Annotated in this window: 17 protein-coding genes; 11 read left to right on the plus strand and 6 right to left on the minus strand. The window is 42.2% G+C overall.

Features of this window, described 5'->3' with window-relative positions; translation table 11 throughout:
* The first annotated feature begins 217 nt into the window (after positions 1–217).
* The 6 genes from L6494_RS04930 to L6494_RS04955 all read left to right on the plus strand — a co-directional run bounded on the left by L6494_RS04930 (position 218) and on the right by L6494_RS04955 (position 5383).
* On the plus strand, positions 218–403 hold the full coding sequence (locus L6494_RS04930; protein WP_237991714.1) for a hypothetical protein: 186 nt from the start codon (positions 218–220) through the stop codon (positions 401–403).
* A 424-nt stretch (positions 404–827) separates the two neighbouring features.
* Complete coding sequence (locus L6494_RS04935) at positions 828–1340, plus strand: inorganic diphosphatase (RefSeq protein ID WP_237991715.1); 513 nt, start codon at positions 828–830, stop codon at positions 1338–1340.
* A 296-nt stretch (positions 1341–1636) separates the two neighbouring features.
* Positions 1637–2020, plus strand: coding sequence for an aspartate 1-decarboxylase (gene panD / locus L6494_RS04940; RefSeq protein WP_237991716.1), 384 nt, complete (start codon positions 1637–1639; stop codon positions 2018–2020).
* A gap of 11 nt (positions 2021–2031) precedes the next feature.
* A complete protein-coding gene (locus L6494_RS04945; protein WP_237991717.1) occupies positions 2032–2931 on the plus strand; it encodes an MBL fold metallo-hydrolase in 900 nt (299 codons plus the stop codon).
* A 446-nt stretch (positions 2932–3377) separates the two neighbouring features.
* The gene (locus L6494_RS04950; RefSeq protein ID WP_237991718.1) at positions 3378–3704 is read left to right on the plus strand and encodes a hypothetical protein; all 327 of its coding nucleotides are present in this window, start codon (positions 3378–3380) and stop codon (positions 3702–3704) included.
* A gap of 197 nt (positions 3705–3901) precedes the next feature.
* Positions 3902–5383 (plus strand): sensor histidine kinase, encoded by a 1482-nt coding sequence (locus L6494_RS04955; protein ID WP_237991719.1) that lies wholly within the window; start codon positions 3902–3904, stop codon positions 5381–5383.
* Between the two features lie 80 nt (positions 5384–5463).
* Here L6494_RS04955 and L6494_RS04960 read toward each other — a convergent pair whose 3' ends face one another.
* Positions 5464–6702, minus strand: coding sequence for an ABC transporter substrate-binding protein (locus L6494_RS04960; protein ID WP_237991720.1), 1239 nt, complete (start codon positions 6700–6702; stop codon positions 5464–5466).
* A 193-nt stretch (positions 6703–6895) separates the two neighbouring features.
* Here L6494_RS04960 and L6494_RS04965 point away from each other — a divergent pair, with 193 nt between their 5' ends.
* Complete coding sequence (locus tag L6494_RS04965; protein WP_237995818.1) at positions 6896–8299, plus strand: MFS transporter; 1404 nt, start codon at positions 6896–6898, stop codon at positions 8297–8299.
* A 114-nt stretch (positions 8300–8413) separates the two neighbouring features.
* Here L6494_RS04965 and accD read toward each other — a convergent pair whose 3' ends face one another.
* The 4 genes from accD to leuB all read right to left on the minus strand — a co-directional run bounded on the left by accD (position 8414) and on the right by leuB (position 12410).
* Positions 8414–9364: an acetyl-CoA carboxylase, carboxyltransferase subunit beta gene (accD, locus tag L6494_RS04970; protein WP_237991721.1), complete on the minus strand. Its 951-nt coding sequence runs from the start codon at positions 9362–9364 to the stop codon at positions 8414–8416.
* A gap of 679 nt (positions 9365–10043) precedes the next feature.
* Entirely contained in the window at positions 10044–10853 is an 810-nt protein-coding gene (locus L6494_RS04975) for a prepilin peptidase (RefSeq protein WP_237995825.1), read from the minus strand.
* 115 nt (positions 10854–10968) lie between these two features.
* The gene (locus tag L6494_RS04980) at positions 10969–11235 is read right to left on the minus strand and encodes a hypothetical protein (protein ID WP_237991722.1); all 267 of its coding nucleotides are present in this window, start codon (positions 11233–11235) and stop codon (positions 10969–10971) included.
* Between the two features lie 89 nt (positions 11236–11324).
* Positions 11325–12410, minus strand: a complete 1086-nt coding sequence (gene leuB, locus L6494_RS04985) for a 3-isopropylmalate dehydrogenase (RefSeq protein WP_237991723.1) — start codon at positions 12408–12410, stop codon at positions 11325–11327.
* Between the two features lie 59 nt (positions 12411–12469).
* On the opposite strand from leuB, the gene L6494_RS04990 reads away from it, so the two are divergent.
* From L6494_RS04990 to L6494_RS05005, 4 genes are all read left to right on the plus strand, one after another.
* Entirely contained in the window at positions 12470–12649 is a 180-nt protein-coding gene (locus L6494_RS04990) for a hypothetical protein (RefSeq protein ID WP_237991724.1), read from the plus strand.
* Positions 12646–12987: a hypothetical protein gene (locus tag L6494_RS04995; protein WP_237991725.1), complete on the plus strand. Its 342-nt coding sequence runs from the start codon at positions 12646–12648 to the stop codon at positions 12985–12987. The genes L6494_RS04990 and L6494_RS04995 overlap by 4 nt, the downstream gene beginning before the upstream one ends.
* Entirely contained in the window at positions 12971–13201 is a 231-nt protein-coding gene (locus L6494_RS05000) for a hypothetical protein (RefSeq protein ID WP_237991726.1), read from the plus strand. The genes L6494_RS04995 and L6494_RS05000 overlap by 17 nt, the downstream gene beginning before the upstream one ends.
* 80 nt (positions 13202–13281) lie before the next feature.
* A complete protein-coding gene (locus L6494_RS05005) occupies positions 13282–14145 on the plus strand; it encodes a mechanosensitive ion channel family protein (protein WP_237991727.1) in 864 nt (287 codons plus the stop codon).
* Here L6494_RS05005 and L6494_RS05010 read toward each other — a convergent pair.
* Positions 14135–14308 (minus strand): hypothetical protein, encoded by a 174-nt coding sequence (locus L6494_RS05010; RefSeq protein WP_237991728.1) that lies wholly within the window; start codon positions 14306–14308, stop codon positions 14135–14137. The genes L6494_RS05005 and L6494_RS05010 overlap by 11 nt on opposite strands.
* Positions 14309–14755 lie beyond the last annotated feature (447 nt).

A 14755-nucleotide genomic window follows, 5' to 3' on the forward strand; every position in this document is an offset into this window, starting at 1 on the left:
ATTAGACAGATGAAGGCTAACATATGATGTCCTCGGTCAAGTCAGAAATGTTCATATGCAACCATGTATCAAGATTGCCAAGCACAAATCCTACAAATATGAACCTAACCAAACTTTGATCGGCTACACATTTGACAATCGAAAATAGCTAAAATAGTATTGAAACTCTCTACTAGAGAGCTAACCTCCAATTAATTGTGATTAACTCTAATTCTGTATGAATTCAGATAGCCAGTCTGCCAACCCTCCCGACACGTATTCCCATCGTTTGGCAGACATTGTGGGAACATTAATAGCTGTGGTCACTCTAACACTACCTGTGTTTGTCATTGCCCATTATTCCACCAATGTTCCAGAAAGTCAGCAACCTATGACCTACGAACTCAAGACAGGTGAGCGATAGACAAAATTATCAACTGTAAGATGTAACAGCCAAAAGTTCCAAACACAAACAACGGAGAAAAAATTTTGAGCTAGTATTTTGTATTTAACTTCAATAATATCCGAGCCAAATCTGCGTTCTTAGCTAAAACTTTGAGCTAAGTTGTGTATAAGCCCGATAATGCAGTGTTTTAACAAAATTTAATTTGCATTAGCGTTGCGTATCAAAGGTTGATCAGCGAGTTATAAAAGCGTTGTGATGTTTGTTCACAACGCTTTTTGCTTAAAAAAGGAAATATCAAGGCTTGAAGCAGTTATCTCCATGCACCTGATAATTATGCGAAGTTCAGAATAATACTTTGGAATAAGTCCATCTTGGCCATAAAATTTTACACGGGGAGTATGTCCCCGATAAATTTTAAGTAAAACAGAGAGAGGAATTTTTTGTGGACTTATCCCTTATTCCAGCCCAGCCAAAACCCGGTGTGATTAATGTTTTGATCGAAATTGCCGGTGGTAGCAAAAATAAATATGAATTTGATAAAGACCTGCAAGCCTTTGCTCTAGATCGGGTACTGTATTCTTCAGTAAAATATCCCTACGACTATGGTTTCATACCCAACACCTTGGCGGATGATGGCGATCCCTTGGATGGTATGGTAATTATGGATGAGCCAACTTTTCCAGGTTGTATCATTCCTGCCAGACCGATTGGCTTTTTGCAAATGATTGACGGTGGCGATCGCGATGAGAAAATTCTGTGTGTACCAGACAAAGATCCACGTTACACACACGTAAAATCTTTGAGAGATATAGCTCCACATCGCTTAGAAGAAATTGCTGAATTTTTCCGCAGTTACAAAAATTTAGAAAAGAAAGTGACTGAAATTCTCGGTTGGCAAGATGTTGACAAGGTAGCACCCCTGGTAGAAGAGTCTATAAAAGCTTACAAGGGATAGTAGGCGATCGCTAATCGGTAAGACTAAAGTGAGTAATGAGTGCTGAGTAATGAGTGCTGAGTAGTGTTAGCGGAGCGGGGCGTTTAGCCCGTGCTGTTAGGGGTAGCGCGGCGTTTAGCCGGTGCTGAGTTTCGAGAGTATTGAGTTGTGTTATGCGTAGTGGGGCTTAAGCCCATGTCGATTGAGCATATCCCTCATTACTCATAATTTATTACTCATAATTCATTACTCATAATTCATTACTCATTACTCATTACTCAGCACTCATTACTCAGCACTCATAACATTGAAACGAAATGCAGCGTACCCTACTTTTAGCAAAAATTCACAATTGCACCCTCACGGGAGCAAACATCAATTATGTGGGTAGTATTAGCATCGATAAAATCTTGTTAGAAAAATCTGGCATTTTACCATACGAGCAAGTGCAAGTAGTGAATAATGCTAATGGCGAGCGGTTCATTACTTATGCAATACCAGCTCTAGCCCATTCGGGAATTATTGAACTAAATGGGGCTGCCGCCCGTCTAGGCATGATCGGCGATCGCGTGATTATAATGGCTTACGGGCAGTTTACTCCAGAGGAGTTAAAAAGTTACACTCCTACGGTAGTCATTGTGGACGAACAAAACCGAATTTTGGAAGTGCGGTACTACGATGACCTGCTCACTAAGGTCTAAATGCAAAAAAAATGTCAAATATTGAGCTGTCAGGTTCTCAGGTCTACCTAACTGAAAAGTCAGCCAACTCACCAAGTAGCCTTGTGGGTGATTTTGCTTTGAAATTTTGGGGTGTCAGGGGTTTGATTCCCACGCCAGACGTTAATACCAGCCGCTATGGTGGTAATACTACTTGTGTAGAAATGCGCGTAGGCGGTAAAAACTTAATTTTTGATGGTGGTACGGGTTTACGTGTACTAGGCAAAACTTGGCAACATTTAGAACAGCCATTAGAAGCCCATTTATTTTTTACTAATTCCCAATCAAATCGGATTCAGGGGTTTCCCTTTTTTGCACCCGCATTTATTCCGCACAATTGCTTCCATATTTATGGTGCAGCTGCTTCCAATGGGGCTTCTATCAAACAATGTCTGTGTGACCAAATGCTCCAACCGCACTTTCCCTACCCTCTACAGGTCATGCAGTCTGAGTTGCAGTTTAAAAATATCACCTCCAACAGTGAAGTCAAAATAGACGATATTGTTATTAAAACTGCACTGATCAACCAAACTCAGCGATCAATTGGTTATCGGGTGAGCTGGCAAGACTATAGTGTTGCTTATATTACAGATTTAAGTTACCGTGCAGAACAAGTAGAACGAGACGACATCATCGAAATTATTCAAGGTGTCGATTTATTAATTGCTAATGCTACTTATAGTCCGCCAACATCCCATGACCATGACTGTGCCGATTCCCTTTGGCAAGCATCTGTGGAAATAGCTCAAACCGCTAATGTGCGACAGTTAGTGATTTCTCATCACCACCCAGATGACCATGATGATTTTCTCGACAAAGTTCAACGTGAAATCACGTCTGCTTTTCCTCAAGCACTGCTAGCTTGTGAAGGCTTGGTATTATTTGTTGCATAATTTTTGTTCTCTAATGACTCAGCCCAAAGGCTTTTTGAAATATTCTCAAAGATAGAGGTTAATTTTCTTTAGACTTATCTTTTTTTGGTAAATTTTTTTTAAAAAACTGTGTTGGCTGTTACAATATTGTTAAGAAAAGTTTCTGGTTGCGTTTTGGGAACTCGCAACTGGGTTTTGACTCTATTGAGAAGACAACGCGAATGAATATTTTGAGACCAGCTGTGGGAGGCTGGTTTTTTTTTGCATGAGCTAGGTAGTGACAAAGCAATTACGCCTCATATGTCAAGTTTTGCAACTTACTGCGTAATTACTATTAAGTAAGGTGTATGCAATAATTAGGTGAAGTTTAACTTCAGATTTCGCGAAATATCTGGACTACTAGAATTTATTCATCGAAATCACATTAAATAGCACATCTACATAAATTTCCAGGATTGACCATCATTATGAGTTCTAACAATTTACCAGAAACAGTTTTAGATTCTCAAACCTTAAAGCAAGTAGAAAACGAGATTAAACAGGAACTAATAGAAGTCTTGAATCAATCTAAATTAAGCAAGGTATTGGAAAAATACGGTATATCAAAGTCAGAAGTTCTGAAAATCAACTACACACTCGACTTAAATAAACTTCAATCTACTGATGTTAGTGAGGATAAGGTAGCTATAGAATCTTTTTCCATGATGAGGATGCCACCTATACAGACAAACTTAGCATTGCTTTACCCTTGCCCAATGGAAGGCTATCCTGACGGTTGTTGGGTAGATTTATGAATAGTGTTTCATTAGGGGTGTAAGGGTTTAAGGGTGTAGGGGTTGAAGGTGTTGGACGGGGATTGAAGGGGAAATTGCGCCTATTTTGTTCGGTTATACGACTGTTGTTAGGGTGTAAATAACTATAACCTCTAATTAGTAGTGAAACTTGAAATCTCAAAGCTGCTAGTCGCTCTTGAACAAAGAGGTGAAAGTCTGTGTACGAATGGATCTTGCCAAGTCTGAGTGAAGTGTTAGCCGAAAGTGAATCTATTGTGACTGAAGGCTCACCAACCAAAGCAGAGAGGCAATGGCGGATGAGTCTAGCAGCGATAGAACATTTGTTAATTAACACTTTAGCTAAAACTGCACCTGATAAAACCCTGGGACTAGTATTGGCTGCACCTGCACCTTTATTTAGTCAGCCAATACTTACTAAAAGGTTGCAGACAGTAACTTTTACAGCTAAGTTGTTTAACCCTTTGGCATTGATGCCATTTCATATGCCAGATGGGATGGTTGAAGACCTACCTACGGCCGTTATCTCTCCAGAAGAAACTACTCCCGATGAGTCAGTTTTACCTTTATTACCAGCCGATCCCCTCGCAGCAGAACAGTTTTGTCTGGTATTTACAGATAAATTTAGATTAGTGCTGGTTTTAGCAACAGGCAAAGATGGTACAAAATCATTTTCATTTTCTTTTGAGCCAGAAGTAGTACAACAAGCATGGCGATCGCTTGGTGCGCGAGTCATGCTCAGTAATCCCGATTTCTTTCGTGAGTTGGATTCATTAGTTGAAAGCTATCCCTTAGTACCACCCGATTACCGCACCGCCTTTCAATTTAGCCAATTTTTGCTCCAAGAATTACCAGAAGAAGGGACTAGGGAAGAGTTCCCCCAATGCTCAAGGCCTAATACCCCATCCCGTTCGGCTGACGCTCACGGCGGAAGCCCAATGCCTAATCCCCCAGCACCCAAAGCTGATGTAGAATTACTCCAAGCTTTCGCCCATGAAGTCCGTACCCCACTGACTACTATTCGGACTATGACTCGCCTGCTGTTAAAGCGGCGGGATTTGCCTACGACCGTGATTAATCGCTTGGAAAAAATCGATCACGAGTGTACTGAGCAAATTGATCGTATGGAGTTGTTATTTAAAGCAGCAGAACTAGAAACCTGTGCGGCGGCGAAGTTTGCTATAACTCACCTAACTCCCATGTCTCTCGATCAAGTATTGCATCAAAGCATTCCCCGTTGGGAGCAAGCAGCACAGCGTCGTAATTTAACTTTGGATGTAGTTTTACCGCAGCAATTACCCTCAGTGGTAAGTAATCCGGCTATGTTAGACCGCGTACTAACCGGGTTAATAGAAAATTTCACCCGCAGTTTACCGCCTGGTAGTCATATCCAAGTTCAGGTGATTCCCGCCGGAGATCAACTAAAGTTGCAATTATCGCCTCAAACTCTCTGCCAAGATACAAATAAAGTCAATATCCCTCCCACACCACCAATCCGTAAAGCTCTGGGTCAGTTGCTCATGTTTCAACCAGAGACAGGTACTATTAGTTTAAATATTGCTGCTACTAAACACCTGTTTCAAGCGATCGGTGGTAAGTTAATTGTCCGTCAGCGTCCACAATACGGCGAAATTTTGACTATTTTCTTACCTTTAGAAGTGAGTCATCAAAAAAACGTCTAGATTAGCACTCTTAGAGGATGGTTGAAAATTTTTGTTGATGGATCAAATACTTTGAGATCCCGCTTCAAATTGATGAGTGTTCACTCCATCGCTCGAATTTGCTGATTTACTTCATTTTGCGCCTGTAACATTGCCTGCTTTAATGGTTGCTGCCCTAATAAAGCACTGATAAACTGGTTATCAAAATTGTTGACAATGGCGGCTGGATGTTTACCCACTTGTAATGGTGTAGCGTAATTAACACCAGCAACTAAAGGCGATCGCAACACATCTTGCTCATATCCTAACTTCTCGGCGACTGATTGGCGTGTGGGTAAAGCAAACCCTGTTCCTGTCCATTTCTGCATTCCCGCTTTCCCTGTGAGATAAGAAATTAATTCCCAAGCTTCAGCTTTATGTTTTGATTGCCTGTTCATCACATAGGCAACGGTATAAACCATTGTGCCTTTTTTATTATTAATAGTTGGTACTTCTGCGGTAGCAAATTCTAATTTGGGAAAAGTTTCTTGTAGGTAAGGAATTGACCAGTTACCTTCAATCACCATTGCTACCTTACCCTGACCAAACATTTCACTACCTGAGTTTGTCCCTACGTCAGATTTTTGGGCTGAGGAACGGTCTTGACGATACTGGTCTATAACTAGCTGTAATCCCTGCAAAGCTTGCTGACTAGCAAATGCAGCGTAACCGTTTGCGTCAATGACTTGTCCACCAAAGGCTTTAATTTTATAAATCTGACGTGCTAATTCTGGCATTTCCCCGAAGCCGTATCTGTTGAGTTTACCTGTTAATTGCTTAGAGTAGGTACGGAGTTCTTCCCAAGTAGTTGGCGGAGTGTTCAACCCAGCCGCCGCGAATGCTTTTTTGTTATAAAACAGTGCCAAGGTGGAATAGTCTTTGGGAAGACCGTAAATAGAGTTTTGATATTTAAAGCTGTTTAATAAAGTTGGTTCAAAGTCTGCGAGGTCAAATTTGGGTGTGATGTAATTATTTAAAGGTTCTAAGACATTCTGACTCATCAAAAAAGGAGCTTCCAGCGCATCTAGATAAAAAACATCAGGCGCGGCTTCCCCAACTAAGCGAGTTTTCATCACATCCATGTATTGATCAGAAATTACCTCATATTTGACCTTAATTTTGGGATGTTCGGCTGCAAAGCCTTGCAGAACTTGTGTTAATAATTTTTGCTCTACAGGCGAACCTCCCCAGCCACTAAGTTTCACTGTGACATAGTTGGGTTTTGGTAGACTATGACAACTAATAATAGTAATGGCGATCGCGATCGCTAGTCCCAAAAATCGCCACAAGTTTTTTCTCATTAAAATTGGATGAAAGTCCCTGTCACCTTACTTATATCGTGTGTAGCTGCGGACTGATATTTAACTCGTTTAAAGTTTTGTTGAGAAATACAAGTTAAAATTGTCTAAGAATTATAACCAAAGCTTTTAAGTGTAAACTGAGTTACCCAGTAATTGAACTTATATTAGGGTTCATTACCTATTAATAATGTCTATAGATTCGGTTCAGGTTGAAACAGTTTCACCTCTGATTCTGGAAGTTCCCCAGATTCCTCAAACCCAAGCTACACTTACTCCTACCGCCAAATCTCGCACCCGATTTACTAAAAATGCGATTCGCACCAGTTTAAAAGCCTCAACTGCGGATGCGGTTTTTGCGGCTGTGTTTTCGCTAGCGACTGGCGGAATTTTGCTAAGTAATTTCTTGGTAGAGTTAGATGCTAGTCCGGTAGTGTTTGGGATGATGTCTTCAATTCCCATGCTGGTAAACCTGATTCAGCCTTTGGGTGCTTACTTATCTGAACGCACTACCAGCCGGTTTCAATATTCCCTGTGGACATTTGGAATTGCTAGGCTGTTGTGGCTGATTTTATTAATTGGGGTTGTCGGTTTTAGTTGGGGATGGGTGAATTCCCTACAATTAGAAATAGTGACTTTATTGATTGTCTTAGCTAGCCACCTGTTAGGGGGACTGGGAAGCGCATCTTGGTTGAGTTGGCTGGCGATAATTGTTCCCCGAAAGTTAAGAGGTAGGTATTTTGGTATACGCAATAGTGCAGCTAGTCTGACTAATTTGCTGTGTGTACCTTTAGCGGGGTTGTTGATTTCCCATTGGTACGGCGGTACTCTTCAAGGTTATGGTGTTGTGCTGTTGGTGAGTATCGTTTTTGGTATGCTGAGTTTGGGATGCCAGTATTTTAAACTAGATATTAATCCAAAAGTCCAAAATGCGATCGTTGAATATCCTCATCAGCAACCTGAAAATAGCAATACAGAGCAATCTTTACCCAAAAACCAATCTCTACAAGTAGAGACTAAAGACAGCCTCTGGAAAAACTCTAACTTTTTGATGTTTCTGTTTTATTCTGCCTTTTGGATGCTGGCTGTAAATCTCAGCGCACCTTTTTTTAACCTCTATATGCTGGATACGCTGCATTTAGATGTCAGTTGGGTGACGCTTTATGCTAGTTTGCAAGCGGGAGCTAATATGCTACTGATGATATTTTGGGGCAAGTTAGCAGATAAAATTGGCAATCGTCTAATTCTGATTTTTATTGGTGTCTTGGTCGCGGTGACACCATTTTTATGGTTAGGAATTGATACTAATAATTTTGATTTATGGTTATCGCTGCCACTGTTACATATTTTAACTGGTGGAACGTGGGCAGCTATTGACTTATGTAATAACAATATGCAGTTAGAAATTGCCCCAATAAAAAACCAGTCACTTTATTTTGCGATCGCGTCTGCTGTGGCTGGCTTTAGTGGTGCTTTAGGCACAACTATCGGTAGCTGCATTGCCCAATTTGCTCAACATGGCGGTTTATTGGGAATTTTTGCTCTTTCGGGTATGTTGCGCCTAGTAGCTTTGATTCCGTTAATGTTTGTCAGGGAGTGAAGGATTGGGGACTGGGGATTGGGGACTGGGGACTGGGGATTGGGATTTAGAAAAATTCTCCCTTACCTCCCCTACCTCCCCTGCTCCCCCTGCTTCCCCTGCTCCCTTACTCTCTCAATCAACAGCTGTGGTACTAAGACTCATCGTCTCCCACAGCACCATAGGAGGGGCGGTAGGGATGGGTTGGTGTAAAGCGATGAGTTTGGTTAGGGTGGACTTTAATTGGGTACGGGGTACAATGTCATCAACAAAACCATGCTTGAGCAAGTCTTCAGCCGTTTGGAAATCGTCTGGTAGTTTTTCTCTGAGGGTTTGCTCAATCACGCGCCGACCTGCAAAACCAATGGTGGCTTTTGGTTCTGCCAAAATAATATCTCCCAACATGGCAAAGCTAGCTGTTACACCGCCTGTAGTGGGATTAGTCAAAATAGGTATGTAAAGTAATTTAGCATCGCGGTGACGTTCTAGGGCGGCGGAAATTTTCGCCATCTGCATGAGGGAGAGCATACCTTCTTGCATTCTCGCTCCCCCGGAGGTGCAGACAATAACGACTGGGTAACGTCGTTGGGTAGCTTGTTCAATGAGGCGGGTAATTTTTTCGCCCACGACAGAACCCATACTACCGCCCATGAAGCGGAAATCCATCACAGCTAGAGCAATGGGTAAACCGTTGATTTGACCCAAACCAGTTTTCACTGCGTCTAGAAGACCTAGTTTATCTTCCATTTCCCGCAGGCGATCGCTATAGGCTTTGCGATCGCGGAATTGCAAAGGATCTGTAGGTCGCAAATTTTCGTCAATTGGCCGCCAGGTGTTTTGATCTGTCAATTGGCGGATACGTTCATCACTGTCTACCCGATTATGATGTCCGCATTCAGCACACACCATTTGATTGGCTAGAAGGTCTTTAGTATAGGTCAAGACACCGCATTTAGTACATTTGTGCCATAGCCCGTCAGCAATCTCACGTTCTTGGCGTTCGGGGTTGGTTGCTCCCGACTTACGGCGATTTGCGAACCAATCAAATAGAGACTTTAAACCGCGTGATTCTTCGTTGTTTGCCATTTTTATCTTATTCAAGTGGGTACGAGGTCGAAAATCAGTCAAGCAGCTAGGATAATTTAATTATCATTAGTCTTGAGTAATTTTATTGACTATTGATTATTAGCCTGTAACTGTTGACTACATCACCAAATTACGCTTATAAGCAATTCAGACCTAAATTTGCATCTTTGGTTGCCAGCTTAACGAAAATACTGATGCCAATACAAGTCTCTGGTTCGTCTCTTCTTGTATATGTATTGGCAAAATTAAAGACGTTATCATACCAACCCCCCAACAGTATGCCTTTCCTCAACCCCCAGCTTGAAATCTTGCCCCCAAGATTGCAGTTTGCCTTGCCAGTTGACAAGCATTTAGCATTTACCAACAGGTACTTTTCAATGAGAGGGTGATACTGGTCACAAGCTGATATTACCAAAATGTCAAGCGTAAATGGGGTAATCAACGCTACAGTCATGAAAATTTAGGTGACAGGGGACTATTCAATTCAAAATTCAAAATGACGCTCGTTCGCCCTTGGCGTGCCGTAGGCATGACTCGCTAACGCTGCGCTAACAAAATTCAAAATTAAAGAACCTCTGAGGATTGGGGATTGGGGACTGGGGATAGGACAGAATGAGTATCGCGTACTCCCTACTCAGCACTCTCTCACTCACTCTCTCACTCTCTCACTCTCTCAGCCCTAAAAAAACAATCGTAGGTAAGCTGATAAAATTGCTTCGCCGCCGAATAGGGTGAAGAATGCGCCGGCGGCTAAAAAGGGGCCGAAGGGGATTTTTTGCCCCCATTTGCGTTTTGATAGCATAATTGCGCCGATACCTACTAAAGCTCCTAGGGTACAGGCGATAAATCCCGCCAAGAGTAAATGCTTCCAACCTAGCCACGCACCCATCATGGCTGCTAGTTTGGCATCTCCTGCACCCATTGCTTCTTTTTGCAGGAAAATACCAAGAATAGCGATCGCATCAAATAACCATAAACCTAATACAGCTCCCACTATCCCCATCATCAGATGTTTGACTACTCCCTCAATACTGGGTTCAGTAATATAACCTAGTACCATTTGAAAGATAATTCCCAATACTAACCCCGACTTAGTGAGAGCATTGGGTAAAGTCATTGTATCTAAGTCGATCAGTGATAATGCTAATAACCAACTACAAAAAACCCAGTATCCTATTGTCAGAATTGAGACGTTAAATAAAAAGAATATGAGGAGAAAGATTATCCCTGTCACCGCTTCTACTACTGGGTAACGCAGAGAAATCTTGCTTTTACAATAACGACATCGCCCTTTTAACCACACCCAACCAAGCACAGGCACATTATCATAGGCTTTTAGCTGATTCAAGCAATGGGGACAACGAGACGGCGGCCAGAGAATTGATAATCCGGCAGGTAATCGATAAACTACAACATTAATAAAGCTGCCAATAGACGCACCCAAGGCGAAAACAATGATACTCGCCACGGCTACCATCAAAGTATCCATATAGTTATTTGTCACAAGTCCTGAGTCATTTGTCGTTTATCTTTCGCCGTTTGTCGAGAGTTAATGATTTTTTCTCTTGACTTTTGACTCTTGACCATTGACTAATGACCAATAACTAATACATATGAGATTCAATTTGGCTCAAGGGTACAAAACACTCTTGAGGTAGGAGAACTGGTTGACTGGTAAAAATTACCTTACCCCGATGATTCACCCGATTAATTGCTACTCCTGAAGGTTGGCCAGCTATTTCAGGATGTACTTCACAATGGGTGTAGTAAATTTGCCCCGCAGCTCTGATTACGGCAGGATCAATCAAAGGAGACTGGCTTCTGGGGGCAGTAAAATTAGCTTTTCCTTGTTCTTGTCGTAAAGCGTACACTATATTGCTGCGTAGTTGCTAGATTTGCTTCTAGTTTAGCTGAAACTTCTAGTAACGGTTGCCAATTTGGCGGATTTAACTAGAAAATATTATTTTTCCAGAGCTTTAATCAGTGAGTCACCCATAGCGCGACAACCCAAAAGATTCATCCCTGGTGACATGATATCTCCAGTGCGATCGCCTTGGGCTAAAACTTGCAATACGGCTTGTTCTATTTTGTCTGCGGCTTGGGGTTGATCTAAACCGTAGCGTAACATCATCGCTGCGCTTAAAACTTGGGCTAGGGGGTTGGCTTTATCTTGTCCTGCAATATCGGGTGCAGAACCGTGGACTGGTTCAAATACTCCGGGACTTGCAGCACCTAAACTAGCAGAGGGTAACATCCCAATACTACCTGTGAGCATGGCGGCGGCATCAGAAAGGATATCGCCAAATAAGTTGCCTGTGACGATAGTATCAAACTGTTTGGGAGCGCGTACCAATTGCATGGCGGCGTTATCTACATATAGATGTGAGAGTTCCACGTCTGGGTATTCTGCGGATAATTTGATCATGCGATCGCGCCACAACTGCGATACTTCTAATACGTTGGCTTTATCTACTGAACAAAGTTTACCCCCGCGTTTCCGTGCGGCTTCAAAGGCTACTCGCCCAATCCGATCAATTTCGGATTCGGTATACACCATTGTATTGACACCGCGTTTCTCACCTGTCTCGGTGGTAAAAATCCCTTTGGGTTTGCCGAAGTAAATACCGCCTGTGAGTTCACGCACTACCATAATATCTACACCTTCCACGACTTCCCGCTTTAAAGTGGAAGCATCGATTAGCTGGGGTAAGATTTGGGCTGGACGTAAGTTGGCAAATAGTTCCAAACCTGCGCGGAGTCCTAATAAACCTGCTTCTGGACGTTGGTGAGATGGGAGAGTATCCCATTTATAACCACCGATGGCGGCGAGTAAAACAGCATCACTGTTGCGACAAGTTTCTAGGGTAGCAGCCGGCAAAGGTTCACCTGTTGCATCAATGGCTGCACCACCAATCAAAGCTTCTTGAAAATCGAACTGAATATCAAATTGCTGTCCTACAACTTTCAGCACGTCTACCGCCACAGCCATAATTTCGGGGCCAATGCCATCGCCAGGGAGTAGGGTAATACGGTAGTTCTGAGTCATAGCTAGTTTTATGCGGTAAATGCTTGCAAATTAAATATCATACCGAGCAATATGTACCTATGGAGTGTTTAATTTATTTGGATGTGTGTTGTCTGAATCGGCCTTTCGATGACCAGACACAAGAACGCATTCTTTTGGAAACAGAAGCAGTGCGGATAATCTTAGCTCATTGTCAGATTGGTGAATGGCAATTACTGGGAAGTAAACTACCCACACTGACCCTATCGGGTTCAGTGTGAGCCTCCTTGCGGCAGTAGGTGAAGTCATAGATGATGAGTTGGAACAGACACCGGAGGGAGAAAGAAAACAGCAAATGATGATTTTGACGGGTGTAGCCAACACCAAAATTCTAGCTAATGAACAGGTTAAATATCGTGCGAGGCAACTTGCGGTTCTTGGTTTTAAAGCTTTTGATGCGGCTCATATTGCTTGTGCAGAAACTGGAAATGCCGATGTTTTATTAACAACTGATGACAGAATGATGCGTTTAGCAGCTAGATACAGTGCCATGCTACAAGTGAGAGTAGAGAATCCATTACGATGGGTACTGGAGGTAATAGATGCTAGACGTAACTAAGCTGACTCAAGCTGAGATTAGACGGTTAGGAATAGAGGCACTCACTCAGGCTCTTGGTCCTGCTGGAATGGCGCGATTTATGCAGCAATTTGAAAAAGGTAGTGGAGATTACACAACAGATAGAGATAAAATATTAGGAAATCCCACCCTTGATGAAATTTTCGCTCGCATTGAAGAGCGACGAAAACAAAGTGAGAAGAATAAAAATTCTTAAATCTTAAAAAAAAGTATTTATACGCATTTAGAGCAGAATTTCTAGTATTTTTTGATAAATACCACATATAAACACAATTTATGCAAGTCCAACAGATTGGAGAATTTGTGCTGAAACTCTTGACAGAGTTCGGTTTAAAAGTTCTAGGTGCGATCGCCCTATGGCTAATTGCTCAAAAACTGATTGATTTTGCACTCAAGCTGCTGCGACGCGCTTTCCGCAGTCAAAATATTGAGCCGACGCTGATTAGTTATTTGCTGAATATCATTGGTGTAACCCTGAGAATTGTCCTAGTTGTAGCGGTTCTCGGCTTCTTTGGGATTGAAACCACTTCTTTTGCAGCGTTACTAGCGGCTGCTGGTATAGCCATTGGTGCAGCTTGGGGTGGACTATTGGCAAACTTTGCGGCTGGTGCTTTTTTAATTGTTTTTCGTCCATTTAGCGTTGGTGATTTTATTACAGCCGGCGGTGTGACTGGAACAGTTACAGAAATTGGACTATTCACAAGCAGCATCAATACACCCGACAATGTGTTAACAATTGTTGCTAATAACAAAATCTTTTCTGACAATATCCAAAATTATTCTGCCAATCCCTACCGTCGTGTTGATTTGGTAGCTCAACTGCATCACACTGTCGATCATAACCAAGCGATCGCACTACTAAAGGCGAAAATTAGCCAAATTCCCAATGTGTTGGATAATCCCGCACCAGATGTAGAAATTCTCGACTTCAATTTGGCAGGGCCAGTATTAGCGGTGCGTCCTTATTGTAATAATGACCACTATTGGCAAGTGTATTTTGACACTAATAAAACTATTAAGGAAACCTTTGGTGAAGCTGGTTTTCCAGTTCCCGAACAACGTTATGCTGTCAGCAGTCCTTCAGATGTTGCAATGAATGCTGTTGTTCCCACAGGATCATTAAGTGAGTTTATTTCATAGTAAAAACTGTGATCTGTCTTGAAAATAGTGCTGAGTGCTGAGTGCTGAGTGCTGAGTGCTGAGTGCTGTTAGCGGTAGCGGTAGCGCGGCGTTTAGCCGGTGCTGAGTTCTGAGTGCTGTTAGCGGTAGTGCGGCGTTTAGCCGGTGCTGAGTTCTGAGACATTTTCATGCTTGGTTGTGGGGGTTTCCCCTCATTAGCTGATTTGCAGCATATTAATTCAACAGCAAAATAATAAGTGCAAAGTAGGTAAAGTATTTACTCTACCTACTTTTTTTAAGTCAGCGTAATGCACCTTTCCCAAGGCTTTTGGTGCGTTACGGCTTAGGCCTTACACACCCTACATATACTGATATTTTTGAAATATACTTAACCCACCAAAACGACATTACTTTTTTTGAGTTTCTAGCATTTCCTAATCACATGAAGTATGTCATAGCCCCCTCCTCGCAAGCGGGGAGGGGGTTGGGGGTGGGGTTCTTAAACATTATATGACTTGTTATTAGTTCTAGTAGGCAATCTAACTAAATGTCTTTCAAAAGACAGAAACTATAAAACCTATCTTGAGGAAGAGGTGGGGTTTTATGCTTATTCACACCATTATGGCAAGCG

It is taken from the genome of Nostoc sp. UHCC 0870 (assembly GCF_022063185.1).
Taxonomy (GTDB): domain Bacteria; phylum Cyanobacteriota; class Cyanobacteriia; order Cyanobacteriales; family Nostocaceae; genus Trichormus.